General features: G+C 43.0%; 20 protein-coding genes. 12 read left to right on the top strand and 8 right to left on the bottom strand.

Translation table 11 applies throughout. The features are described from left to right. Positions 1–55 precede the first annotated feature (55 nt). Together RTJ53_RS06495 and rpsU are read right to left on the bottom strand one after the other, a co-directional pair. Entirely contained in the window at positions 56–502 is a 447-nt protein-coding gene (locus RTJ53_RS06495; RefSeq protein ID WP_100270455.1) for a GatB/YqeY domain-containing protein, read from the bottom strand. Between the two features lie 131 nt (positions 503–633). Next, positions 634–849 carry a 30S ribosomal protein S21 gene (gene rpsU, locus RTJ53_RS06500; protein WP_007115522.1) on the bottom strand — a complete coding sequence of 72 codons (216 nt, stop codon included), beginning with the start codon at positions 847–849 and terminating at the stop codon, positions 634–636. A gap of 538 nt (positions 850–1,387) precedes the next feature. Here rpsU and RTJ53_RS06505 point away from each other — a divergent pair. The 7 genes from RTJ53_RS06505 (at position 1,388) to RTJ53_RS06535 (ending at position 9,244) form a co-directional block, all read left to right on the top strand. After that, on the top strand, positions 1,388–1,888 hold the full coding sequence (locus tag RTJ53_RS06505) for a c-type cytochrome (RefSeq protein WP_312276347.1): 501 nt from the start codon (positions 1,388–1,390) through the stop codon (positions 1,886–1,888). Between the two features lie 207 nt (positions 1,889–2,095). Beyond that, complete coding sequence (ybaK, locus tag RTJ53_RS06510) at positions 2,096–2,566, top strand: Cys-tRNA(Pro) deacylase (protein WP_007115525.1); 471 nt, start codon at positions 2,096–2,098, stop codon at positions 2,564–2,566. An 11-nt stretch (positions 2,567–2,577) separates the two neighbouring features. Then, positions 2,578–2,958: a 5-carboxymethyl-2-hydroxymuconate Delta-isomerase gene (locus RTJ53_RS06515; protein WP_312276348.1), complete on the top strand. Its 381-nt coding sequence runs from the start codon at positions 2,578–2,580 to the stop codon at positions 2,956–2,958. Between the two features lie 316 nt (positions 2,959–3,274). Next, positions 3,275–5,431, top strand: a complete 2,157-nt coding sequence (gene fadB, locus RTJ53_RS06520; protein ID WP_312276349.1) for a fatty acid oxidation complex subunit alpha FadB — start codon at positions 3,275–3,277, stop codon at positions 5,429–5,431. A 30-nt stretch (positions 5,432–5,461) separates the two neighbouring features. Further along, positions 5,462–6,634, top strand: coding sequence for an acetyl-CoA C-acyltransferase FadA (gene fadA, locus RTJ53_RS06525; protein ID WP_100270450.1), 1,173 nt, complete (start codon positions 5,462–5,464; stop codon positions 6,632–6,634). A gap of 232 nt (positions 6,635–6,866) precedes the next feature. Continuing rightward, positions 6,867–8,189, top strand: coding sequence for a polyamine export protein PaeA (gene paeA, locus RTJ53_RS06530; protein ID WP_312276350.1), 1,323 nt, complete (start codon positions 6,867–6,869; stop codon positions 8,187–8,189). Between the two features lie 137 nt (positions 8,190–8,326). Then, a complete protein-coding gene (locus RTJ53_RS06535) occupies positions 8,327–9,244 on the top strand; it encodes a LysR family transcriptional regulator (RefSeq protein WP_312276351.1) in 918 nt (305 codons plus the stop codon). Positions 9,245–9,391: 147 nt separating this feature from the next. Here RTJ53_RS06535 and RTJ53_RS06540 read toward each other — a convergent pair whose 3' ends face one another. Then, positions 9,392–9,967, bottom strand: coding sequence for a DUF2382 domain-containing protein (locus tag RTJ53_RS06540; RefSeq protein WP_312276352.1), 576 nt, complete (start codon positions 9,965–9,967; stop codon positions 9,392–9,394). 158 nt (positions 9,968–10,125) lie between these two features. Then, positions 10,126–10,959 (bottom strand): PRC and DUF2382 domain-containing protein, encoded by an 834-nt coding sequence (locus tag RTJ53_RS06545; protein ID WP_312276353.1) that lies wholly within the window; start codon positions 10,957–10,959, stop codon positions 10,126–10,128. 460 nt (positions 10,960–11,419) lie between these two features. On the opposite strand from RTJ53_RS06545, the gene RTJ53_RS06550 reads away from it, so the two are divergent. Beyond that, complete coding sequence (locus tag RTJ53_RS06550) at positions 11,420–12,061, top strand: DUF1294 domain-containing protein (RefSeq protein ID WP_312276354.1); 642 nt, start codon at positions 11,420–11,422, stop codon at positions 12,059–12,061. An 86-nt stretch (positions 12,062–12,147) separates the two neighbouring features. On the opposite strand, the gene RTJ53_RS06555 is transcribed toward RTJ53_RS06550, so the two are convergent. The 3 genes from RTJ53_RS06555 to RTJ53_RS06565 form a co-directional block, all read right to left on the bottom strand. Further along, a complete protein-coding gene (locus RTJ53_RS06555; RefSeq protein ID WP_312276355.1) occupies positions 12,148–13,326 on the bottom strand; it encodes a thiolase family protein in 1,179 nt (392 codons plus the stop codon). 214 nt (positions 13,327–13,540) lie between these two features. Further along, entirely contained in the window at positions 13,541–14,878 is a 1,338-nt protein-coding gene (locus tag RTJ53_RS06560; RefSeq protein ID WP_312276356.1) for a homoserine dehydrogenase, read from the bottom strand. A 181-nt stretch (positions 14,879–15,059) separates the two neighbouring features. Then, entirely contained in the window at positions 15,060–15,902 is an 843-nt protein-coding gene (locus tag RTJ53_RS06565) for a DsbC family protein (protein WP_312276357.1), read from the bottom strand. A 399-nt stretch (positions 15,903–16,301) separates the two neighbouring features. Between RTJ53_RS06565 and RTJ53_RS06570 the strand changes: the two genes are divergently transcribed. Continuing rightward, on the top strand, positions 16,302–17,219 hold the full coding sequence (locus tag RTJ53_RS06570) for a DUF808 domain-containing protein (protein WP_312276358.1): 918 nt from the start codon (positions 16,302–16,304) through the stop codon (positions 17,217–17,219). A gap of 105 nt (positions 17,220–17,324) precedes the next feature. On the opposite strand, the gene RTJ53_RS06575 is transcribed toward RTJ53_RS06570, so the two are convergent. Further along, a complete protein-coding gene (locus RTJ53_RS06575; RefSeq protein ID WP_312276359.1) occupies positions 17,325–21,131 on the bottom strand; it encodes an Rne/Rng family ribonuclease in 3,807 nt (1,268 codons plus the stop codon). Between the two features lie 833 nt (positions 21,132–21,964). On the opposite strand from RTJ53_RS06575, the gene RTJ53_RS06580 reads away from it, so the two are divergent. Genes RTJ53_RS06580 through RTJ53_RS06590 form a run of 3 tightly spaced genes read left to right on the top strand, consistent with a single transcriptional unit; the run spans position 21,965 to position 24,115 of the window. Further along, entirely contained in the window at positions 21,965–23,062 is a 1,098-nt protein-coding gene (locus tag RTJ53_RS06580; RefSeq protein ID WP_312276360.1) for an RluA family pseudouridine synthase, read from the top strand. Beyond that, positions 23,055–23,465, top strand: coding sequence for an Imm7 family immunity protein (locus RTJ53_RS06585; protein WP_312276361.1), 411 nt, complete (start codon positions 23,055–23,057; stop codon positions 23,463–23,465). Before RTJ53_RS06580 ends, RTJ53_RS06585 begins: the two co-directional genes overlap by 8 nt. Beyond that, positions 23,462–24,115: an HAD family hydrolase gene (locus RTJ53_RS06590; protein ID WP_312276362.1), complete on the top strand. Its 654-nt coding sequence runs from the start codon at positions 23,462–23,464 to the stop codon at positions 24,113–24,115. The genes RTJ53_RS06585 and RTJ53_RS06590 overlap by 4 nt, the downstream gene beginning before the upstream one ends. Positions 24,116–24,170: the final 55 nt, after the last annotated feature.

Below are 24,170 nucleotides of genomic sequence, written 5' to 3' on the forward strand. Positions count from 1 at the left end.
AACTTAAAAAAAAGCCATAAGTACAAATCTTATGGCTTTTTTTAGGATGCATGGATTAAGCCAATGTCGCTTTGACCAACTTTGAAATCAAAGCGGGGTCAGCGCGACCTGCGGTTTTGACTTTCAGCGCATTCATCACAGCGCCCATTTGCTGCATTGAAGTGGCACCTTGCTCAGCAATTTCAGCCGCTACCAGATTGGCAATTTCTGCTTCACTCATGGGTTGTGGCAAGAATTGACTAATCACATCAATCTCAAATTGTTCTTTTTGTGCCAAGTCTTCCCGACCATTGGCTGCAAAAATCGCGAGCGACTCTTGGCGCTGCTTGGTTTGCTTTTGTAAGATGTCTAGTACACCTGCATCATCGAGCGTTATTTGGCGGTCAATTTCGATTTGTTTTATCACCGCTTGTACGCTGCGTAGCACTTTAACTTTTTCAAGCTCACGCGCTTTCATGGAAGTTTTGACCACATCGGTCAGGGTGTCTTTTATGGTACTCATGGTTTTAACGCTCCCTAATGTTAGCTAATGGCGTTTTTAAAATTGTGGTTAGCAACATAGCATAAAAAAATCCACTTAACAAAGTGGATTTTATCATTTACTGGTATTGGGTTGTCTGTCGACAAATTACCTTAGTAAAGACGAGTCGTGCGTACTGATTCACGTGACATTTTCTTTTTGTAACGTTTTACCGCAGCTGCTTTTTTGCGTTTACGTTCTTGAGTTGGTTTTTCATAGAACTCATGTTTACGTACATCTGCTAAAATACCGGCTTTCTCACAAGCACGTTTAAAGCGGCGAATTGCGATATCTACAGGTTCGTTCTCTTTTACCTTTACTGCTGGCATGTAGACTCCTTAAGTCTAGGCTGATTGATAGACAATGAATGTGCTATCAACAAAGCGGGGTTAATGGGTCAGGAACATTAATCCGGCTGTATAGGTGATTATTAGCCAACCTACCCATGGTTTGGCATCAGCTCAGATTAGGATAAAAATAGGTGCGAATTTTAACTAAATATTGAATGTAAGTCAATGTAAATTTTAGCTTTTTAATAACCAGTTAAATTAAAAAATCCTATTTATATCCAACTGCACTGTTTTAGCTAGCCAATAAAAAATTTTTGCCCGTTATCGTAACAAAATACACAACGATAGTAATGATTTAGCAAGGTGGCTTTAAAATGTTATTTTATTCATACGGCAGTAATGCTAATATACTCATTAATCATCTTATGATAACCATATACCGCCAAATGTCGCACTAGTCATTTGCCAGTTGACATTACCACGCGAAATATTACCATGCAAAAACAGTTTGTAGGGCTATTAAAAATTTATACATTGATGTGAAATTAGATTTCACCTTATTTGAAAGGAAAAGGTTATGCTACCGATATCAACACGCAATGCCACGCTAGCCAGTCTTATGCTTGCCTTGGGTCTTACCATGAGCGCATGTAGTAAGCATGAATCAGCCGAAAGCAAACCAACCGAAGAAATTGCTGCACAGCAAGGTGAAATCGCTCGTGCAAACCATCCCATGCCAGTGGCTTCACAGCCTGCTTCATTTGTGCCACCGACAGCCGCCTCAGCCGCTGCCACCACGACGACCGCAACCGCTACCCCAGTTTCTGCTGATGCTGGCGAAAAATTGTTTGGTAGTGTATGTACCACTTGTCACACAGCAGGCTTGATGGGCGCACCAAAACTTGCTGATAAAGCCGCTTGGGCACCTCGCATTGCGCAAGGTAAAGACACGCTGTATAAACACGCCATTGGCGGCTATCAAGGAAAAGCCGGTGTAATGCCAGCCAAAGGCGGTAGCCAAGCCTCTGATGATGAAGTAAAAGCTGCCGTTGATTATATGGTCTCAAAAGCAAGCTAATAGGTAGTGTGCCATTTATAACTCAAGGCTGTACGTTCAAGCCTATGCAACAACTAGTATCTAGCACTTCACTAAATCCAGTCACTAATAAAATAGTTGGCTGGTTTTTTTTATACGTTTTTTATACCCAATGTGCTTTGTTTTAACCCGCAGTTTGGTTATGATGAATGACTATGTTCAATCACCAAGCCCTGTTAAGAAACCGCCATGACACCTGCCGTTAATCTTGCCAAAAAACTAAAAATCAACTTCCAATTACATGAATACCATCATGACGCGCATAGTGAAAGCTATGGGCTTGAAGCGGCAGAAAAACTACAAGTTGAGCCAAAGCGGGTATTCAAAACCTTGGTGGTACAAGACGACAATGACAAACTCGCTGTTGCGATACTGCCTGTTGAGCATTTGCTAAACCTAAAAAAAATCGCCAAAGCCATCGGCAGTAAAAAAGCACAAATGGCAGACCCCAAATTGGTAGAACGTACCACAGGCTATGTGCTAGGTGGGGTAAGCCCGCTAGGTCAAAAAAAGCGTCTGCCCACGGTCATCGATCAGTCGGCACAACACTTTGCGACCATTTATTGTAGTGGCGGTAGACGCGGCTTAGAGATTGAGTTGTCACCGTCGGATTTAGCAGGCGCAGTAAACGCCAAGTTTGCAGATTTAATTCAAGAGTAAAGGATAACACCATGCCCAATGTCATTATTGAAGTGAGTCACGACCATCTTATTAGTCAGCCTGATAACCTGCTAGCACGGGTCAATGATACGCTATGGCAGTCTGGCAACTTTAAGCTGCAAAGTGATATCAAATCACGTATCTACTATCCAAATCATGCCTTAGTAGGACTGACCGATAGCGGAGATGAAGCCTTTGTTATGGCGCATTTTTATCTGATGCCAGGGCGTGATGACGCTACCATTCAATCATTAGCGCAGCGCATTGCCGATGCTATCAAAGCGCATCTGCAGGAATTTGAAAGTGAGGTGCCTGCTGGCAGTTTACAGATTTGCGTCAATCCCACCACGCTAAGCGCCAATTATGTCAAGCAGTATGTCGAATTCAAATAAAGGATTTAGTGATAAAAATTGGCTGCTTTAAGGACATTTTTGCTGACTTTTACCAATTGGTAAGATAGTAAGTTTGGCAACAAAACCCGCAGTAGCGGCCCCGTTGCTAGCCAATGACTAAACAGTCATTTGCGTTATTCTCAACTTATCGCAAACATAGTAAACTAGTCAAGATTTTGTTTTGTCTGCGGTATGTAAAAATTTTAATAAGCATCTTTTCACAAGCATCTTTTAAAGACATCATATAAAGACATCGTGCAAAACATCATTTTTTCGGTTTTCCCCGTTGATTTCAACATAACTCAAGGAGTTAGCAATGATTTATCAAGGAAATAGCATCTCGGTATCGCTACTCGAAGACGGTATTGCTAAATTAAACTACGATAATCAAACTGAGAGCGTTAATAAATTTGACCAAGCCACCATCAAAGAATTTGGCGAAGCAGTCACGGCATTAGAACAATCTTCAGACGTTAAAGGTCTAATCGTTACTTCAGGAAAAAAAGTTTTCATCGCTGGTGCGGACATCACTGAATTTGTTGGTAACTTCAAAAAACCAGAAGGCGAGATTGCTTCGTGGGTACTTGACATCAACAAAACATTCAACCGTTTTGAAGATTTGCCTTTTCCAAAAGTTGCGGCAATCAATGGCGCATCAATGGGCGGCGGTACAGAAATGACGTTGGTGTGTGACTACCGTGTCATGAGTGACAAAGCGAGCATCGGTTTGCCCGAAGTTAAATTGGGTATCTTCCCAGGCTTTGGTGGTTCGGTGCGTTTGCCACGTATCATCGGTATCGATAATGCCTTAGAAATCATCGCAACTGGCGAAGCACAAAAACCAGCTGCTGCATTGAAAGTCGGTATGGTGGATGCAGTTGTTGCCGCTGACCAGTTAGAGGCTTCAGCGATTGATTTAGTCAAAAAATGTATCGCAGGCGATTTAGATTGGAAAGCACGCCATGACGAAAAAATCAATCCAGTCAAATTAAACGCCTTAGAACAAGCGATGGCATTTAACTCAGCCAAAGGTGTACTGTTCTCAAAAGCCAATCCAGCGCAGTACCCAGCGCCAAAAATCGCGTTAGAGTCTATCGAAAAACACGTGAACCTACCACGTGACAAAGCGTTAGAAATTGAATCTGCAGGTTTTGCAAAAGCAGCAAAAACCCCACAAGCAGAAAGCCTAGTCGGTCTATTCTTAAACGACCAAGCCGTTCGTAAACTGGTTAAAACTCACAGCGCCAAAGCGCATGATATTAAAGAAGCTGCTGTATTGGGCGCAGGTATCATGGGTGGCGGTATCGCTTACCAAGCCGCCTCAAAAGGCTTGCCAATCATCATGAAAGACATCAAGGCAGAGCAGCTTGACTTGGGTATGAGTGAGGCGAGCAAACACCTATCAAGCGGTATGGCACGCGGTAAAGTAACCCCAGCACAAATGGGCGAAACTTTAAGCCGTATTCGTCCTACGCTCAACTACGGTGATTTTGGTGAGACTGACATCGTGATTGAAGCGGTTGTTGAAAATCCAAAAGTTAAACACGCGGTATTAAAAGAAGTTGAAGGTTTGGTGAAAAAAGATGCAATCTTGGCATCTAACACTTCTACCATTTCAATTACTTATCTTGCATCGGTACTTGAGCGCCCAGAAAACTTCGTGGGTATGCACTTCTTTAACCCAGTCCATCGTATGCCGCTGGTTGAAGTAATTCGTGGTGAAAAATCAAGCGAAGAAGCAGTAGCGACTACGGTAGCGTTAGCAGAAAAAATGGGTAAAGTGCCAGTGGTGGTAAATGACTGCCCAGGCTTCTTAGTTAACCGCGTATTATTCCCTTACTTCGGTGCGTTTGACTTATTGATCAAACAAGGCGCTGACTTTGTTCAAATCGACAAAGTCATGGAAAAATTTGGTTGGCCAATGGGTCCTGCCTACTTGATGGACGTTGTGGGTATCGACACAGGGGTTCATGGGGCAGAAGTCATGGCGGAAGGCTTCCCAGACCGTATGAAACCAGACTACAAAGTGAGCGGTCAGATATTGTTTGAAGCCAATCGCTTAGGTCAAAAAAATGGCGTTGGTTTCTACAAATACGAAACGGATAAAAAAGGCAAGCCAGTTAAAACTGCCGATCCACAAACCGTTGAATTACTAAAACCATTTATCGATGCGCCAAAACAGTTTGAAGACCAAGAAATCATCGATCGTTTGATGATTGCATTATGTAATGAAACGGTTCGCTGCTTAGAAGATAACATCGTATCTACGCCTGCAGAAGCAGACATGGCGATGATTATGGGTATTGGCTTCCCGCCATTCCGTGGTGGCCCATGCCGTTACATCGACCAAATCGGCCTACAAAATTACCTAGCCCTTTGCGACAAATACGCAAGCTTAGGTAAAGCCTATGAAGCGCCACAAATGATTCGTGATATGGCGGCAAATGGTAAAACTTTTTACCCACAAGCGTAATCGACGATTATAAATTTTAAGGAGAATAGAATGACTACATTAAGTCCAAAAGATGTCGTGATTGTCGATGGCGTTCGTACCGCAATGGGCAAATCAAAAAATGGTATGTTCCGCAATGTACGCGCTGACAGCATGTCTGCGGAGCTTGTTAAAGCTTTGGTAGCACGTAACCCGTTTGATACCAAACTTGTAGAAGATGTCATCTGGGGCTGTGTCAACCAAACCCTAGAGCAAGGTATGAACATTGGTCGTAACATTGGTTTATTGGCTGAATTACCACGTACTACGGCAGGTCAAACGGTCAACCGTCTATGTGGTTCATCAATGCAAGCGCTTCACACCGCAGCGGCACAAATCATGACCGGTCAAGGTGATGTGTTCATTATTGGGGGTGTTGAGCATATGGGTCACGTGGGCATGATGCACGGTATTGACATCAACCCAGAGGCTTCAAAATACTATGCAAAAGCCTCTAACATGATGGGTTTAACCGCTGAAATGCTTGGACGTATGAATAACATCAGCCGTCAAGAACAAGATGCGTTTGGTGTGGAATCACATCGCCGTGCGTGGGAAGCGACACAGCAAGGTCGTTTCAAAAACGAAATCATCGGCATTGAAGGTCATGACGAAAACGGTAACCTACAACTTTGCACTATCGATGAAGTGATTCGTCCCGATGCCAACCTGCAATCATTTGCGGCATTACGTCCTGTATTTGACCCTAAAGGTGGTACCGTGACAGCTGCCACGTCATCAGCCTTATCTGACGGTGCGTCTGCGATGCTTATCATGTCTGCACAAAAAGCCAAAGACTTAGGTCTAACACCGCGCGCCCGTATTCGCGGTATGGCAGTTGCAGGCTGTGATGCGGCTATCATGGGTTATGGTCCAGTACCTGCTACCCAAAAAGCCTTAAAACGCGCTGGCATGAGCATTGACGATATGCAAACCATCGAACTTAACGAAGCATTTGCCGCACAAGGCTTATCGGTTCTTAAGGGCTTAAACCTACAAGACAAACTAGACATCGTTAACCTAAATGGTGGTGCTATTGCATTAGGTCACCCGCTAGGCTGTTCTGGTGCACGTATCACCACCACGCTATTAAATGTGATGGAACAACAGGACACCCAAATCGGTCTTGCCACCATGTGTATTGGTCTGGGTCAAGGGATTGCCACCATCATTGAACGTGTATAATTATTTTGTTATTAAAAAAACCCTTGATTTCAATCAAGGGTTTTTTTATGCGTGCAGTTTTTTACCCATTTTTTTACCGATGTTTTCTTATCTCTTTTTCTTTGTCATATTTCTTTATTACCGTTTCTTTATCAATGTTTGTTTGCTACTATTGCTTTACCATAAAGTCTAAGAAATTTTTTGCCAAATCTGTTATGTTGTCTAGATAAAAATAGATAAATATAGGTGTATTGTGAGTTTATTCCAAAATCTACTAATTATTTGTATATTAGTATTGATTTCCAGTTTTTTCTCCATTTCCGAAATTGCCTTGGCAGGTGCTAGGCGCATCAAGCTAAAGTTGTTGGCAGAATCGGGTGACAATCGCGCCAATAAAATTTTACATTTACAAGAAAATTCTGCCGAATTTTTTGCTACCTCACAAATTGGTCTAAATGCCGTGGCAATTTTGGGCGGTATTGTCGGTGAGTCTGCGCTTCGTCCCTACTTTATTGACCTTATCTCCCCCTTTTATCAAGGCAAAATGCTTGATAATATCGGTTTTATGATGTCATTTTTGCTGGTCACTTTGTTATTTATTTTGTTTGCCGATTTGATTCCTAAACGCATTGGCATGATTAACCCAGAACGCGTGGCGTTAGCGGTGATTGAGCCTGTACTGCTGTCAATCAAAGTATTTAAGCCGCTGGCATGGATTATCAACGGGCTGGCAAATCTGATTTTTAGAATTTTTAAAGTCAACATGGTTAGAGAAGAAAATATCACCTTTGATGATGTTTCTGCTGTGGTGGATGCAGGGGCGCAAGCGGGGGTGCTGCTCAAGCAAGAACATCACTTTATCGAGAACGTTTTTGAGCTTGAAGAACGTAACGTGCCATCGAGTATGACCACCCGTGAGGATGTGGTGTATTTCACCCTTGGCGAGTCTGAGCAAAGTATCCGCCAAAAAATCGCCAATTACCCGTATTCAAAATTTTTGGTATGTAAAGATCATATTGATGAAGTGATTGGCTATGTCGATACCAAAGATATCTTGGTAAAACTTCTTAGTAACCAGTCGCAAATTTTGCTCAATGAAACTACGATTCGTAATGTATTAATCATCCCTGATACATTAACCTTATCCGAGCTGCTAGACCGTTTTCGCTCCAGTAAAGAAAAGTTTGCTGTGGTGATGAATGAGTATGCGCTCATTGTCGGTGTCATTACGCTATCTGATATCATGATGACAGTGATGGGGGATTGGGTCGCACCGATTGAAGATGAGCAGCAGATTATCCAGCGTGATGAATTCTCATGGCTGATTGAAGGTACTACACCGATTGAAAATGTCAAACATGCGCTTGGTATCGAAGATTTTCCTGATTGGGATAATTATGAAACTTTAGCGGGTTTTATGATGTATAAACTGCGCAAAATTCCTCGTCCTGCAGATTTTGTTGAATATCAAGGTTATAAATTTGAAGTAGTCGATATCGATCATCATAAAATTGACCAATTACTCGTTACCCGTTATGTCAAAGACGAAGAAAATCAAATTATCAGTGATAGTTAGTCAAGGTGAGTAGGTAATACTGCCGCTTTGACATTGAAACTGATTAACTTTTTTCACGTTTCTTGTTAAAGTAGTTCATGGTTTCATCAAATCGTGAACTTTTTTCTTTTGGGCTTGGCAAACGGTAAAATTATTTTATGCTTGAAATCCGCCACCTTCAATTATTGACCGCACTACGTGAGCAAGGTTCGCTTGCTGCCGCGGCTGAGGACTTGTATGTCACGGCATCAGCGGTCTCCCACCAGCTCAAAGAAATCGAAAATTATTATGGTGTTAGTCTCGTCAATCGCCGCTCAAGACCGCTAAGCTTTACCCCGGCAGGCAAAGAAGTACTCAAACTTGCGGACAGTGTGCTACCGCAATTTAATCGTACCACCGCCAACCTTAAAAGACTGGGTCGTGGTCAAACTGGACAATTACGTTTGGCCTCGGAATGTCATAGCTGTTTTGATTGGTTGATGCCTATCCTTAATCGTTATCGCAGGGAATGGCAAGACGTTGAGCTGGACTTTAGCTCAGGCTTTGAACCAGATCCCCACCAAATGCTACTCGATGAAGAAATTGATGTGCTTATCACAGCCAGTCGCTTACCCTTGGAGGGAATCAGCTATCTGCCGTTATTCCAATATGAAAGTCGCTTGGTGTTATCACCAACGCACCCATTAGTCGATAAAAAATCGCCGATTTTGCCAGAAGATTTGATTGATGAAACGCTCATCGTGTATCCTGTGGAAGCCAAGCGCCTTGATATCATCGCGCATTTTTTTGCGCCTGCAGGACTTGCACCCAAGAAACTAAGAACCACAGAATTGACCGCGATGTTAATTCAGCTGGTTGCGAGTGAGCGAGGGGTTGCTTCGTTACCAAATTGGGTGGTCAATGAATACGAAAAAAAGGGCTGGGTAATATCAAGGGCATTGGGGGAAGGTGTGTTTTGCCAGCTTTATGCGGCGACCCGTACCACAAGTAAAGAGGTGGCTTATATTCAAGGGTTTTTGGATTTACTACCAGAGATTACCCATAAACCGATATTACCCGCCCATCATCGAGCCTAATGGGTTAAGCCTAATCAATTAAAAATGCTGGGTGTGACATTATGACACTTATGTTGATGTATGCCACACCCAAATTACATACCCACACACGCCAACAAAAGACACACCAACAGAAGCTAAGTCCAGCTCACCCAAAGTAGAAAGGAATTACTTTGAAACCAAGTTAACATCTTCGGGTGGGATATGCGTTGTTGCTAATACTGTTGGCTCATCGTATTGAACTTTCTCAGTAACCAATTCCTCATGGCGAAGTATTACAGGAATTTGCGTTTCATGACTGACGTTTTGGGTCATTAACTGTACTTTTTCCGCCACAATGGTTTCAATATTTACTTTAGCTATTTGTTGAAGTAAAGGAATCTCAATCGGGGTATCCCCTAAAGTAATCGCTTGCCCATTCACCATCAACTGTGGCACATTGACGTTATTAGTAACCACACTAACTAAATTATCATGAGAGGTGCTAGGCTGGGCAAATACATGTTCAATCACCAAAACTTCTTGATTGAGTGTCACAGGAACGTTAACCGTTTGGCTGATGATTTTTTTTGATAATTTAATATTATCTTTGATAAATCGCTTAATTTGCACTTGGGGGCGTTCAGCTAATAGCTCTAAGGTGTTAGTGGTATCCTCACGAAGATCGACAGTTTTGACAATGTTATCATGAGTATGGGTATCATGGGTGTTTAGTTCAGCAGTATTCATCGTCGGGTTTTTCATTGAGTGTTTTCCATTGCAAAGTTATTGTTCCAAAATTTTGTAATAATATATAACAACCACAAAAAAGACAGATGAAATCATCTGCCTTTTTTTAGCCAATGGCAACACCGTTGGCAGAAGTTAAACTTTATAGTAATTAATTCTAATTATATTAATTATCAAAGTTTACGGGGCGCATTTGGATCGATTGCAGGTGATACATTACCATCGACGGTATCAACACCTGTTACACGCTCAACGCCATCTTTTTGTACATCTAACTCTTCACGACGAACGGTTTCATTAAATGTCTCAGTACGAGTTTGGGCAACTTTATCTACATTCACTTCTTCAGTCACGTAAGTTTGTTTATTGACATTTGCACGTTCCGCTTCCAGTTCGACCTCAATAGTAGCATTGTCATTATCATCGATGCTGCGGTTAGTAGGTTTATTAACTGGTGTACGCTGGATGTGCGCTTGTTCTTCAGTTAGCTCAACATTCACAGTGCGTGGCTCAGACACAACATGTTTACCAACTTTTAGTAAACCCGCTACAATTTTGTCTTTATTGACTGAAAGGCGTTCTTCAAGCAACTGCAGTGTATTGGGTGATTGGTAGTGATTATCAGTGAGTTTAACGGGCGTTGCAGCACGGTCAAATACATGACGGTCACGAACCGTTTGTTCTTCAATACTGTAGTTGTAGTCAGGATCGTAGCTATCCATTGTTTCAACAGTATCACGGCTGAGCGAATCAAAATAGACATTGTCATCTTGGATACGGGCTAACCCTGCTGGTACCAATACTTCTTTTGAGCTAAACCAACCGCCTACATCAACGATGAAATAACGGATACGACCTGTAGTATCGTCAACTAGAGCACCTTGAATACTACCCACTTTATCGCCATCGGCGCCATAAGCGGTTTTACCGGTTGGATCAAAATAATCGTTACCTAAAAGGTCAACGTGGGTGTCTTGGATATCGCGTAAACGCATTAAACTTGCCATGAGAAAATCTCCCTTATTTATCTTATCGTCTATTTTTATTAGAATCGTTAAATTAAAATTTAACAAATATAAGATAATTTTTTATAGTTAACTGAAAATTGTTATAATAAATTTTTTAAAATTCAACAAATTAAATATTTTATTACTGATGGATTGTTGAATTCGCCGATGATAATAGTCATGAAAAACTTCGTAATCTTTATCGTTCGACATGCACACAAGGTTACTCAAAAACTCGCCTGTTAAATAGTGGAATTGGATAAAGTTTTGTTTGGTGGGTGTAATTGGCAGTTGTCTTAAGTAACTTTTGCAACCAAGCGTAAAAGAATTTGGCTTTTAGCAATAAAGTAAAAACATATTAAAAAATTTGAGTAGAATACATCGCTCAAACCATAACCGCAAACCTCAATAATGGGTTATAAAAAATGCGTTATAAAAACATAGCATTAGGTAATTTTTAATGAAAAAATATCAGGGCAAAATAACCCGCTGGCAAGATGACAAAGGCTTTGGGTTTATTGAGCGAACGGATAACAATTTGCAAGACTCAGCCATCTTTTTTCATATTAGCGAATACCGAGCGAACCAACGTCCTGTGCTTTATGAAGCGGTAGTTTTTGAAATAGGGCAAGGCAGAGATGGCAAACCCTGTGCTGTCAATGTGCAGCAACAGACGTTTGTTAGACAAAAAGTTGCCCAACAAAATGCTCGCCAAGTTCGTCAAGCTCAAAACGATCTTAAAAATCAAACATTACTCACGTGGGTGGCTATTGGGGTGCTGTTCTTTGTGTTACTGACCGCTATTGTGCTGGTTAAGCACTTACCCTTATGGATTATAGGTTGGTATTTTGCGATAAGCTTGGCGACCTATCTGCTGTACGCGCATGATAAAAAAGCTGCGCAAAATGGAGATTGGCGCGTGCAAGAAGCGTCACTCCATAAATTAGCTTTTGCTGGGGGCTGGGTAGGGGCGGCGTTTGCCCATTGGTTATTGCGCCATAAATCGACCAAACCAGAATTTCGTAGGGCTTTTTACTTGACAGTGATGGGGAATCTCTTAGCTTTGGCAATCATAAGTTATATCAACCTAAAAATCAGATGATTGCTTGATAAATTGGTTGTTATAGGTCGATTGTTGAGCTAAAAAAATCCCTAATACAGATTAGGGATTTTTTTAGCATGAGACAGTTAGATTAACTCAATCGCTAAGGCAACCGCTTCACCGCCACCGATACATAGGCTAGCAATGCCTTTTTTGCCGCCTGTGCGTTTGAGTGAGTTGATAAGTGTGACTACAATACGCGCACCTGATGCGCCCACGGGATGACCTAATGCACAAGCGCCGCCTTCGATATTAACCTTAGCATGATCAAGGTCATTTTCTTGCATAGCAAGCATGGTTACCATGGCGAATGCTTCATTAATTTCCCAAAGATCAACGTCTTCTTTGGTCCAGCCAGCTTTTGCTAAAACTTTTTTCACACACTCGATGGGTGCGATGGTAAATTCGCTTGGGTGTTGTGAATGGGTGGCTTGGGCAACGATACGTGCGACTGGTTTTAAGCCTTTTTCTTTGGCTTTGTCTTCTGACATCAATACAACGGCGGCTGCCCCATCAGAGATTGAGCTTGAGTTAGCAGCAGTGACTGTACCATCTTTCGAGAACGCAGGTTTTAAGGTTGGGATTTTGTCTACATTGGCTTTGCCGGGTTGTTCGTCCGTGTCAATGACCACATCGCCTTTACGAGTTTTGACAGTAACCGGAACGATTTCGTTTTTGAAGTGACCTTCATTGATGGCGGTGTTGGCGCGTTTTAGCGATTCGATAGCAAATGCATCCATCGCCTCACGTGTGATACCCCGTTTATCTGCCATTTCTTGAGCAAACACACCCATTAACTTGCCGGTATCAGCATCTTTAAGACCATCTAAGAACATGGTGTCTTTGATCTCGCCATCTCCCATGCGATAACCACCACGTGCCTTTGGTAGTACATAAGGGGCGTTGGTCATTGATTCCATACCACCTGCTACCACGATATCAAACTCACCACTACGAATTGAGTTGGCACCTAGCATGATAGCTTTCATACCAGAACCACAAAGTTTGTTGACATTGACTGCGCCTGTGGCATCTGGGATACCTGCTTTACGCATCGCTTGACGCGCTGGGCTTTGACCTGCACCTGCGGTTAAGATACAACCCATGATAACTTCGTCAATTTCTTCTGGTTTTACGCCAGCACGGTTAACGGCTTCTTTAATGACGGTTGCACCAAGCTCTGGCATTGATACTTCGTTCAAATCACCTTGGAATCCACCCATTGGGGTGCGAACGCCATCTACGATTACGACTGAATTTTCCATATTAAATTTCCTTTGAGTTAGGGTTTTTGTTGTCACAAGCAAACTACGACCTAAATCATTACGGTCTATAAACAGGGTTGTAAACGGCAACCATGCCAATCACAATAGATGTTTTAAGTTTAGCTAATGCGATACATTTCATATTATCATAGTTAAAATGTAAATTAAACTACTGAAAACACTGTAAAATATACCAGTCAAATCTACCCAAATCTTACTGCATTAACTCATCCAACCGAATGCGTGTCACCTTATCGGTCACGGTATCTAACGCTTCAATTTTGGCAATCGCTTCATTCATATTGCGCTCAACAACGGGGTCCACCATAATAATGACAGGCAAATCAGTGCTAGTATCATCATGTGCTGGCTGTTGCAAAATTGCATCAATACTAATTTTAGACTCACTTAAAATGCGGGTGACTTCTGCTAGTACACCTAAATCATCTTTGACTTGTAGGCGCAGATAATAGCCTGTGATCATCTCATCGCTCGATAAAATGCGTGTGTTATTGAGTGTCTCAGGCTGGAATGCCAGATGCGGCACCAAATTGGCGGTTGAATCATTGGTCTCTGCAAGGGCGCGTACCATGTCCACCACATCTGCCATCACGGCTGATGCAGTTGCGCCTGCCCCCGCACCCGAACCGTAATACAAGGTTTGTCCGACAGGCTCTGCGTCAACCATGATGGCATTTTTTACCCCATTTACATTGGCAAGTAACACCTGTTTTGGAATCAAAGTGGGGTGTACACGTAATTCAATACCTTCTTCGCCACTATCTAGAGTACGACGTTTGGCAAACCCTAAATGCTTGATACGGTAGCCAAGCTCGTTGGCATAACGCACATCTTGCTTGGTGATTTTGGTAATGCCTTCACAGTAAACTTTGTCAAATTGCAATGGAATACCAAATGCAATTGACGCAAGCAGCGTCAATTTATGCGCAGCATCAATCCCTTCGACATCAAATGTCGGATCGGCTTCGGCATACCCCAGCGCTTGGGCTTCAGCGAGGACATCTGCAAAGTCCCGCTTTTTATCGCGCATTTCAGTCATGATAAAGTTGCCTGTACCATTGATGATACCTGCAAGCCAATCGATTTTGTTGGCAGCTAAACCTTCACGTAAGATTTTGATAATCGGAATACCGCCGGCAACCGCGGCTTCATACGCCACTTTGACGCCCTTGGCATCCGCCTTGGCAAAAATCTCATTGCCATGTTCTGCCAGTAAGGCTTTGTTGGCAGTCACAATATGTTTGCCATGCTTGATTGCCGCTAAAATCACCTCTTTAGCTGTGGTGGTACCGCCCATCAATTCCACTACAATATCCACATCATCTTGCTGGACGATATCAAGCAAATCGGCAGATTGTTTGATGTCTGTTGGGATATCGGTACGGTTGCGACGCGTGCCTACGTGGGTAATTTTAATCTCACGTCCTGTGCGACGCGTCATTTCATCAAGGTTGTTTTGTAGTAGTTCAACCACCCCAGTACCCACAGTACCAAGCCCTAAAATCGCTAATTGAATAGGTCGATTATTCATAAAAAAAATTCTCAAATGTCAAAAATATAAAAATAAAAGTTTAAAAGTTTAAAAGTTGGCTAGGTAAATATACCATGCTAACTTGTGATTGGTAAGGTATAAAATCCAATTGCCCAAAAAAATTAAAATAAAAAAACCAGCTAATGATGACTAGCTGGTTTGTATCCCATCCGGGGTTGACTTATTTGAGGTTGAGCGCCTGTGCCAATTCAGCCGGTGGCAGATAACCGCCAAGTTGATGACCTTCTGTGTCAAAAACCGCTGGGGTGCCATTGATACCCAAATTTGCGCCTAACTCATAAATTTTACGTACGGGGTTACTGCAGGTCGGTGCATCGATAGGCATGCCCAATTTGGCATCGGTTAAGGCTTTTTTGCGGTCACTGCTACACCAGATTTTTTCCATGATTGGCATGGTCTGTTCACTACGTGGCCAAGGTAGATAGCGCACTTCGATACCCAGTGCGTTCACCTCATCAATTTCACTGTGAAATTTACGGCAATAACCACAATCTGCATCGGTAAATACATAGATTGCCGCTTTCGTCTGCCCCTTGGCGGGGAAGATAATCATATCTTTTTTATCGATGGTGGTAAGACTGGCTTTCGCATCTTGCGCTTGCAAGTTCGCTGAGATATGCTCAGGTTTGGCACCACCGACTTTGATGATATCACCTTGTACCACATATTGACCTGTCGCATCGGTAAAAAACGCCGGTAAACCTTCGGCTTTGACCCAATAAATATTTGGCATACTGGTCGCTGTCACCGAGGTGATTTTGGCAGTGATACCTGATTTGACTAAATTTGCCGCTAGCATTTGCTGTAGCTGTGATTCATTTTTTGCCACGGGGGCTGAGCTGCTAGTTGCTTCGTGTTTCTGAGTTTCAGAATTGGCGGGTGTGCGCGATTGAGCATTATCACAACCTGCCAAACCAACAATGCCAGCCACGGCGATGACACTGGTAATTAAACGGGTGGTTAATGAGGTTTTAGCAGGATAAGTTGCAAAACGAATGAGCATGAGAAAACCCACAGAACGTTAATATAGGTTTTTATTTTACCATATTGTTATGGCGTATGAGTGCTACCCCTGTCAACTTATTGTTAATAATCTACCAGGTCTACTAGGTCGGGGCTCACATTTTTGCCCGTTTCAATCTTTACGCTTTTTCCAATCTTTCAATCCACTAAAAGCAATCGGCTCAAAGCCAGATTCTATCAATTGATTGAAAGTTTATTTAACAAAGTTTGTTTAACTGGGTTGATTAAAAAATTCAACGTTTAAGTAAATAACTATTGATAAGTTGCGATACAATTTAGACATTGTGTTTAAATGACAAATTTGTAAACTAACAAATCTTCAGCTAGTTTAATAACTATTATTATTTTTTCATCTTTTACTATTTTTTAGGAATTTATCATGGCAATTGCTAGTTTGTTAACCTTACTCGACGATATTAGTGTCATCCTAGATGATGTATCGGTGATGACAAAAGTCGCTGCCAAAAAAACGGCGGGCGTATTGGGCGATGATTTGGCACTCAACGCCAATCAAGTGTCAGGGGTAAAAGCCGATCGCGAGTTGCCTGTAGTGTGGAGTGTCGCCAAAGGTTCTCTAGTCAATAAAGCGATTTTGGTGCCGCTGGCTTTGATTATTAGTGCGATTTCGCAAGCCTTGGTGACCGGGTTATTGATGATTGGTGGTTTATATCTGTGTTATGAAGGGGCAGAAAAAGTGGTACACAAATTTTGGCCCCACGCTGGCAGCAATGACCCCGAGCAAGCCGAACGGGTAGCAGCCAATGCCAATGAAAGCATAGATTTGGTGGCGCATGAAAAAGAGAAAATCAAAGGGGCAGTGCGGACGGACTTTATTTTATCGGCTGAAATCATTGTGATTTCACTGGGCACCATTGCGGCAGCGGTGCCTTTACTGGATAAGGCAGTAACACTGGTAGTAATTTCACTCATCATGACAGTGGGTGTGTATGGCTTTGTTGCCATGATTGTTAAGATAGATGATTTGGGGCTGCACTTGCAGCAAAAGTCGTCATCAGCGGCACAAAGTATAGGGAAGGCCTTATTAGCCTTTGCGCCTATTTTGATGAAAGTGCTATCAATCGCCGGTACTTTGGCAATGTTCTTGGTGGGTGGTGGTATTTTGGCACATGGCGTTGGCGCATTACATCATGGGATTGAACATTTAGGTGACTTGTCAGGCGTATTTTCAGGTTTAACCACCAACCTATTAAATGCACTGGTTGGTTTAGTAGCAGGTTTGGTGGTGGTTGCGATCATGACAGTCATCTCGAAAATTCGTAATAAACCTGCCCATTAAACAAGCCCGCCCATTCATTGTATCTAAAATTTGTAGCTAAAATAAAAAAGCAGTTCATGTTGAACTGCTTTTTTATTGTTATACCTACATGCAAACGCGATTGAATTATTGATTGTGCTGCGGCGTTACCGACTCATCGTGAGAGGGCGCTACGTCAGTTTGGGCGGTGGTCGTCGATTTTTTCGTGACAACCACGGCATTTTCCACCTTTTTACTGGTACGCGTTTTGGGTTTGGCTGCTGGTTTTTCGCTCGCCTTAGCTTTACGCGTACGGGTTTTCGGTGCTTTTGGGGTTGCCAACGTCAGCATACCAACGGTTGCCGGTTTCATTTGTTCTGCCACACTTTCAATCATATTCTTATAACTAACGGGTGTGGTTTTGCGTTTTTGCGCCGCTGCTTTTGCGCTATCTTCTACGTCCGTTTGTTCAAGCGCTTCGGTGCCACTGTTATTGTCTAATGCGGGTTCATCAGCTGTTGGCACTAAGTCAACGTCCTGATTCACTATAGCATCATCCGCTATTGTTGTCACAGAGACTGGCTCGGCTGGTTGGTTAGCGACTGGCGCATTGTGCGCTTGCAAGTAAGCTTCGACTAATTTACCTTGCTCAATCAACGCATGACCTTGCTCGCCTAAGCGCGCAACAATCCATGCGCCTACACTACCTGCTTGATATGACAGGTGGTTTTGTCTAGGCGACGCTGATTGAGTTGAGGCTGCTTCTACTTGACCTGTAACACTGTCAGTTACATTAGAGGTAGGCTCAGCAACTGACGAGGTTGAGTCAATTGGCGCTTGAGCAACAGCGGTATTAACCAAGGAACCGCGTGGGTCATTGATGGCGCGTTTAGTTACCGCTGGTAGCGCAGCGTCAGTTTTGCCTGCTTGGCGTTGGAACTGATTGGCGGGCAAAATGGCCGTATGATAATCCTCCAAGTTTTGCGCAGATAGACTGGCATAACCATAATTTCTAAAGTACTGCCCAAAACGCTGTTGTTCAGCCACTACGATATTATCTTTTGATGGAGTGGTGGTAGCAGCTTGATGATTAAAAGCATCGATGGCTTGGATAAAGCAGCTAACCACGCTGTCGGTTGCCATTTTTTCAGCGGCATTATCTAAGTACTGGTTAATAAACTGACTCACGGTACCTGAAATTTTTGTCACCGAAGTGGTCACTACAGAGGCAACTGGGCTAAATTGCGCTTGATAAGCCTTGTAGACTTCGCGTGGGTCATTTTTGGCACGACCTTGGCTCGGTGTCACTGCCAGCTTTGCAGTAGCAGGTTCAGCTGATGGCGCAGATGGTTTGGATGCTGTAGAAAGCTCTGCTACCTCGTCATTGGACACTGTAACGTTGCTAGGGTTAACTGGCGTCTCAATTGCCTGTTCGGGTGTTGTGGGTTCGGGCATCGTAACCGATGCTATTGGCTGAACCTCAGGTTTTGCAATTTCCCCTTTGCTAGCATCTAGCGAGAGGTGCGTTGTTTCAACCGCAGCTATAGGTTGCTGTTGTTCAGTTTTAAATACTTGAACTTGCACACTGTTGGGGTCACGTTGTTTTGTGCCTTTCGGTTTTTCTGCTCTGGATTGGTTGTTTTTTCTACCATCGACAGGGGCAACAGCGGTATCAGTCGCTGTTACATCATTGACTACAACCGCGTTACTATCATCGTTCGCTAGTGTAGCACGACGTTCTTTGACCCCACGGCTGTCACGGCGACTATTCGGCTCGCGTTTTGGCAGCTCACTAGTTTTGGCAGTTTTTGACGCATCGTTTGATTTGTCTTTATTGCTATCAGTGTCCTGTGATGAAACTTCCGCCTCACTCGTTTCAGATTGATAACGGTTTGGTTTTTTAGCTTTTGGCTTGCGGTTACCACGTTTACGGCGCTCGGCATCTTTATCGCTTGATTCAGCCGTGGCTGAAGGTTGTTGAGACGCTTCTTGATAAGGATTGGCGCTGGTTTCACTGGTGTTTGCGCTCACCGCAGGGATACTTGCCGTCAATGCGGCGGCGTGATTGATTTGACCTTGCACCCCCAAGCTTTGCGCGCCGGTATTGACAAGACTTTCAATCGCCGAAGCGGCATCTTGACCGCTAAAGTGTGGGGTGACTTGGGCTTGCGGGGTAGGAGCAAACAAGTTCGATAGCCAAGCGACTGCAGAAGTTGCAGGGACACTGGCAGCCGGCTGCACGGGCTGTGGCGCGGAAGCTTTGGCGGCAGTCGTATTGTTGGCAGTTTGCTGAGGTTTGTTGGATGGCGTTGGAGGGTTAGGCGTGGTGTTGACGGCGTTGCTAGCATTGCTCCAGGCATTATGATTACCTGTCGGTGCTACACGGCTGACTTCATTGTCATCGGTATGCCAGTTGCTAGTATCGTAGCCACGGTCTTTATATTCTTGTTGTTGGCTTTCGGCGACACGCTCATAGCTCGATGGCGCAAACCCATCACTGTTATAAGTGATATTAAACTCAGGGGATTCAAGATGGGCATGCGGCAAAATGGTAATGCGCGTGCCACTTTCTTGCTCAAGACAGACGAGCGTTTCACGTTTTTCGTTGAGTAAAAATGCTGCGATATCGGTTGGCACTTCGGCTTGTATTTCGCCATGACGCTCTTGTAGCGCGCGCTGTTCGATTTGACGCATGATTGACAAAGCAAGTGAACGCAAGTCACGAATCATACCGGTACCGTGACAACGCGGGCAGAGGTAACCTGTTGCTTCTTCAAGTGACGGACGCAAGCGTTGACGACTCATTTCAAGTAGTCCAAAACGTGAAATTTCAGCGAATTGGATACGCGCGCGGTCGTTTTTGGTGGCTTCTTTGAGACGATTTTCCACTTGTTTTTGGTGGTCATCGGTTGCCATGTCAATAAAGTCAATAACAATCAAACCACCCATATCACGCAAGCGTAATTGACGGGCGATTTCATCTGCCGCTTCTAAATTGGTATTAAACGCCGTTTCTGAGACGTCCGCGCCTTTGGTGGCTTTTGATGAGTTGATATCGATTGATACCAGGGCTTCAGTTTGGTCAATCACAATCGAACCGCCGCTTGGCAAACGTACTTCACGTTGGTAGGCGGTTTCGATTTGTTTTTCAATTCCAAAACGGGCAAACATCGGCTCATAGTCAGTGTATTTACGCAGTTTATTCGCTTGCTGCGGCATCACCGCTTCAATAAAATTCGCCGCTTCATTATAGGCGTATTCATTGTCGACCCAAATTTCCGTGATATCATCACGCAGGTAGTCGCGTACGGCACGGGTGACTACGCCCGCTTCTTGGTGCAACAGGCGAGGTGAGGGGAATTTTTGGCTTTGTTGTTGGATGCCTTTCCAGATGTTTAATAAATGGTCAAGGTCTTGTTGTAATTCATCCGTGGTTTTACCAATCCCTGCGGTACGGATGATAACGCTCATGCCTTTAGGTAGTCTTAGCTCACTTAACGCTTGCTTCATCTCATCGCGCAACTTACCAGAGATTTGGCGAGAGATACCGCCGCCACGCGCATTGTTGGGCATCAATACCAAATAACGACCCGCCAATGAAATCAGAGTAGATAAAGCCGCGCCTTTATTACCACGTTCTTCTTTTTCCACCTGAACGATGAGCTCATCGCCTTCTTTAATCAGTTGTTTAATGTTATTGGTAGAGCGAGGGTCACCTGCTAGATACTCTGGGGCGATTTCACGAATCGGTAAAAAACCTTGACGTTGTGAGCCGTATTCCACAAATACCGCTTCAAGCGATGGCTCGACACGGGTCACATGACCTTTATAAATATTGGCTTTTTTTTGTTCGCGGGTACGGTTTTCTAAATCGAAATCATACAAATGATTGCCATTGCACAGGGCAACACGGATTTCTTCGGCGTGGGTAGCATTGATGAGGATGCGTTTCATGTGTTTTCTCCTAAACACACAAAACATACGAGCGTAGATAAATGTTGCTATCAAACATTACTATCAAATATTAGATGAAACAACGTCAAACAGTCTTGACTAGACTCGCTGATACTAAGCGTAGGCGGCTTGTTATCAAGGTTTATTGACCATTACAGGCTGCGTGATTACCATAACAAGGTTGTAAGCCTGTTAGGTAAATACAGCCATCATGCTGGATTTGGGGTTGTTGCCCAAAACAATGCGTGTTTTAGGACAAATGAATGAACCCTTTCCCTATTGGTCAAAAAGTGTTAGCGTTAGTTTTCGCTTTAAATGGCAAGCCTGATAAGTTAGGTTTTACAAAGGCGTGGGCAATTTAAAATGGTAAATCGTCCAAAACCGTAAACGTTTATCTCAAAATCGCAACTATTGAGTTCATTTACCTAGGCGCATAATACGCTAATCGTTACCAGCAGCTTTGTGGTTGTAAGGCACAAAACCCACCATTTATCTGTTATCTCTATATATCACTAATCTTTACAAACTATTTGAACATGTTTTCAAATGACAATTATCTTCGTTACTCGTATGTCGTGTGCTGATATTGATTAAAATCAGTCTTAAAATCTATAAATATTGGCAGTCTAGTGCGCCCTATCGTGAGTCATACCGCCATGAATAAATTTCGGCAGTATGGGCAACAGCAAAAGCGACAGTTTAATTATCCTGCATACACTACTTTGAAATGAAGCTTAACAGGGTTTAAGTCGAATTGATGGCGCGAATTCATAGCGGCACAGGCACTAAACTGCTAAACTATAGCAAATTTTTATGTAAACGGCTATTAAAATATGACAGAGCACTCGCAGTCTCCCAAACGTCCTGCCCATCCTAACAAAAAACGCGACACCCCATCGCAGCAATCGGCTCATCAAACCCAAAAACGCACGCCTAGCAAACAACCACCGAGCAAACAGCCGCAATCGGCGGATGATGAGATTTTAGATTTTTCTAAAGTCAACTATCTGACCGTGACACGCCAGCAGCATGACCAACGTGTTGATAACTTTTTGTTGGGTCGTCTTAAAGGACTGCCGCGCTCACATGTCTATAACATGATTCGTTCCGACGAAATCCGTGTCAATGGCAAACGCTGTAAACCCCACGATAAACTGCAGCGTAATGACGTGGTGCGCATTGCACCCATCAAGCTTGCCACGCGTGAAAAACCCGTGATTAGCCCTGACTTTGCCCAGAGTTTGCTTGAGCGCATTGTGTATGAAGATGAGGGTTTAATCGTGCTCAATAAACCATCGGGTATGGCAGTGCATGGCGGCAGTGGGGAGAGTTTTGGTGTGATTGAAGCTATGCGAGAAGCAACGGGTAAAAAATACCTTGAGCTGGTACACCGCATTGACAAAGATACTTCTGGCTTACTGATGATTGCCAAAAAACGCTCAACCCTTAAAACTTTACAAGAGCATTTGCGAGAAAAAACCTTGCAAAAAACCTATCTGTGTTTGGTGGTAGGTTGGATAAGTAGCGAAACACAAACCATTGATAAACCACTATTAAAATACACGTTGCCTGCCACACAAGAAGGCAAAAGCGGTGAACGCCGTGTCAAAGTAGATGTAAAATCCGAAGATAGCAAGCCAAGCCAAACCCAAATTAACGTGTTGCAAAAATTCGAGTTAAATGGTCAAAAAGTCAGCTTAATTGAAGCTAAACCGCTCACAGGGCGTACCCACCAAATTCGGGTGCATTTAGCGAGTATCGGGCATCCATTATTGGGTGATGATAAATACAATCCTAATGTAGCTAAAGGCGATAAAAGCGTGCGCCGTTTGTGCTTGCATGCTTATCAGCTTGCTATTCCAGAATATGAAACAATTACAGCCAAATTGCCAGAGGATATGCAAAGCTTAATCGGTAATGAAAATGATTGAATATTATGGTTGGGTGTGTGTCCGAGAAGGTTTTAATGAAGCCAACGAATCTGAAGAGATGATGGGTAAAATTTGGCAAGAATTTCTTTCTAAAATAGATATGACCTTTAAAAATTTAGAAAATCCACAGATTAAAACGGGTATTCTGAATGGCAACTATCAATTTATGATTTTTGGGTTTCATAATCATAAATCGCAAGAATTTTTTGACGTTTTAGAAATTTATCAGTGGCTTGCTAAAAATGCTGTTGGCGCATATGGGTTGCTTCATTATTTTGACGATGAAGATAAAGCAGGATTCGACAATCAATTTCAAGTGTATAGTTTAAAAAAAGGTAAATTTGAATGTCAGCAAGACAAATTATTATCTCCCTATTTTAATGAAATTGAAGATAGAAAATGACAACAAATAATTTCAAAAACAAATCCCTAATCATTTTCGATTGGGATGGTACGCTGATGGATTCGGTTGGCTTAATTGTCGATGCCATGCGCTATGCTGCTGAAAAGCACGATTTAACCGTCACCGATGAAGCCACCAAATCTATTATCGGCATTGCGTTAGTCGATGCGTTTCCCATGCTATTTCCCAATGATAGCGATAAATATGATGAACTTTTAGCCACTTACTCTGAGTATTATGTCAAGCATTGCGACAATGACAAATTGTTTGATGGTATTAAAGAATTGATTCAAGATTTACACGCACAAGGCAAAACCTTAGCCATTGCAACAGGCAAGAAACGTAAAGGTCTGCAGCGAGTATTGCCAAACTCTGGAATTGAAGCCTTTTTCACAACTACCAAAACCGCTGATGAAACCGCAGGTAAGCCCAATCCGCTCATGCTGCAAGCAATTTTGAGCGAAACGGGTAAAACGGTGGAAGATGCGGTATTCGTAGGTGATAGTATTCATGACATCCGTATGGCAAATGCAATACAGATGGATAGCATTGCTGTAAGTTACGGCTGTGAAAAAGCCGATGTTTTAGCAAAAGAACATCCAACCAAGCTTGTGACCACAATCAATGAACTAAAACAACAGCTAATTTAGTTTAGCTTTGTGCAGATAACTAACTTCGAGTAGAATAACGGCAACTAAAAATTTT

The organism is Moraxella sp. CTOTU46711 (assembly GCF_031975715.1).
In the GTDB taxonomy this organism is placed as follows: Bacteria; Pseudomonadota; Gammaproteobacteria; order Pseudomonadales; family Moraxellaceae; genus Faucicola.

What these genes read in the sequence shown, in the direction of transcription:
- fadB (WP_312276349.1), top strand. Translation starts at nt 3,275, where the DNA reads ATGATTTATCAAGGAAATAGCATCTCGGTATCGCTACTCGAAGACGGT.
- RTJ53_RS06555 (WP_312276355.1), bottom strand. Translation starts at nt 13,326, where the DNA reads ATGGAAAATTCAGTCGTAATCGTAGATGGCGTTCGCACCCCAATGGGT.
- RTJ53_RS06495 (WP_100270455.1), bottom strand. Translation starts at nt 502, where the DNA reads ATGAGTACCATAAAAGACACCCTGACCGATGTGGTCAAAACTTCCATG.
- RTJ53_RS06550 (WP_312276354.1), top strand. Translation starts at nt 11,420, where the DNA reads ATGAAAAAATATCAGGGCAAAATAACCCGCTGGCAAGATGACAAAGGC.
- RTJ53_RS06570 (WP_312276358.1), top strand. Translation starts at nt 16,302, where the DNA reads ATGGCAATTGCTAGTTTGTTAACCTTACTCGACGATATTAGTGTCATC.
- RTJ53_RS06580 (WP_312276360.1), top strand. Translation starts at nt 21,965, where the DNA reads ATGACAGAGCACTCGCAGTCTCCCAAACGTCCTGCCCATCCTAACAAA.
- RTJ53_RS06565 (WP_312276357.1), bottom strand. Translation starts at nt 15,902, where the DNA reads ATGCTCATTCGTTTTGCAACTTATCCTGCTAAAACCTCATTAACCACC.
- RTJ53_RS06585 (WP_312276361.1), top strand. Translation starts at nt 23,055, where the DNA reads ATGATTGAATATTATGGTTGGGTGTGTGTCCGAGAAGGTTTTAATGAA.
- RTJ53_RS06590 (WP_312276362.1), top strand. Translation starts at nt 23,462, where the DNA reads ATGACAACAAATAATTTCAAAAACAAATCCCTAATCATTTTCGATTGG.
- RTJ53_RS06545 (WP_312276353.1), bottom strand. Translation starts at nt 10,959, where the DNA reads ATGGCAAGTTTAATGCGTTTACGCGATATCCAAGACACCCACGTTGAC.
- fadA (WP_100270450.1), top strand. Translation starts at nt 5,462, where the DNA reads ATGACTACATTAAGTCCAAAAGATGTCGTGATTGTCGATGGCGTTCGT.
- RTJ53_RS06540 (WP_312276352.1), bottom strand. Translation starts at nt 9,967, where the DNA reads ATGAAAAACCCGACGATGAATACTGCTGAACTAAACACCCATGATACC.
- RTJ53_RS06535 (WP_312276351.1), top strand. Translation starts at nt 8,327, where the DNA reads ATGCTTGAAATCCGCCACCTTCAATTATTGACCGCACTACGTGAGCAA.
- RTJ53_RS06560 (WP_312276356.1), bottom strand. Translation starts at nt 14,878, where the DNA reads ATGAATAATCGACCTATTCAATTAGCGATTTTAGGGCTTGGTACTGTG.
- RTJ53_RS06505 (WP_312276347.1), top strand. Translation starts at nt 1,388, where the DNA reads ATGCTACCGATATCAACACGCAATGCCACGCTAGCCAGTCTTATGCTT.
- rpsU (WP_007115522.1), bottom strand. Translation starts at nt 849, where the DNA reads ATGCCAGCAGTAAAGGTAAAAGAGAACGAACCTGTAGATATCGCAATT.
- ybaK (WP_007115525.1), top strand. Translation starts at nt 2,096, where the DNA reads ATGACACCTGCCGTTAATCTTGCCAAAAAACTAAAAATCAACTTCCAA.
- RTJ53_RS06515 (WP_312276348.1), top strand. Translation starts at nt 2,578, where the DNA reads ATGCCCAATGTCATTATTGAAGTGAGTCACGACCATCTTATTAGTCAG.
- RTJ53_RS06575 (WP_312276359.1), bottom strand. Translation starts at nt 21,131, where the DNA reads ATGAAACGCATCCTCATCAATGCTACCCACGCCGAAGAAATCCGTGTT.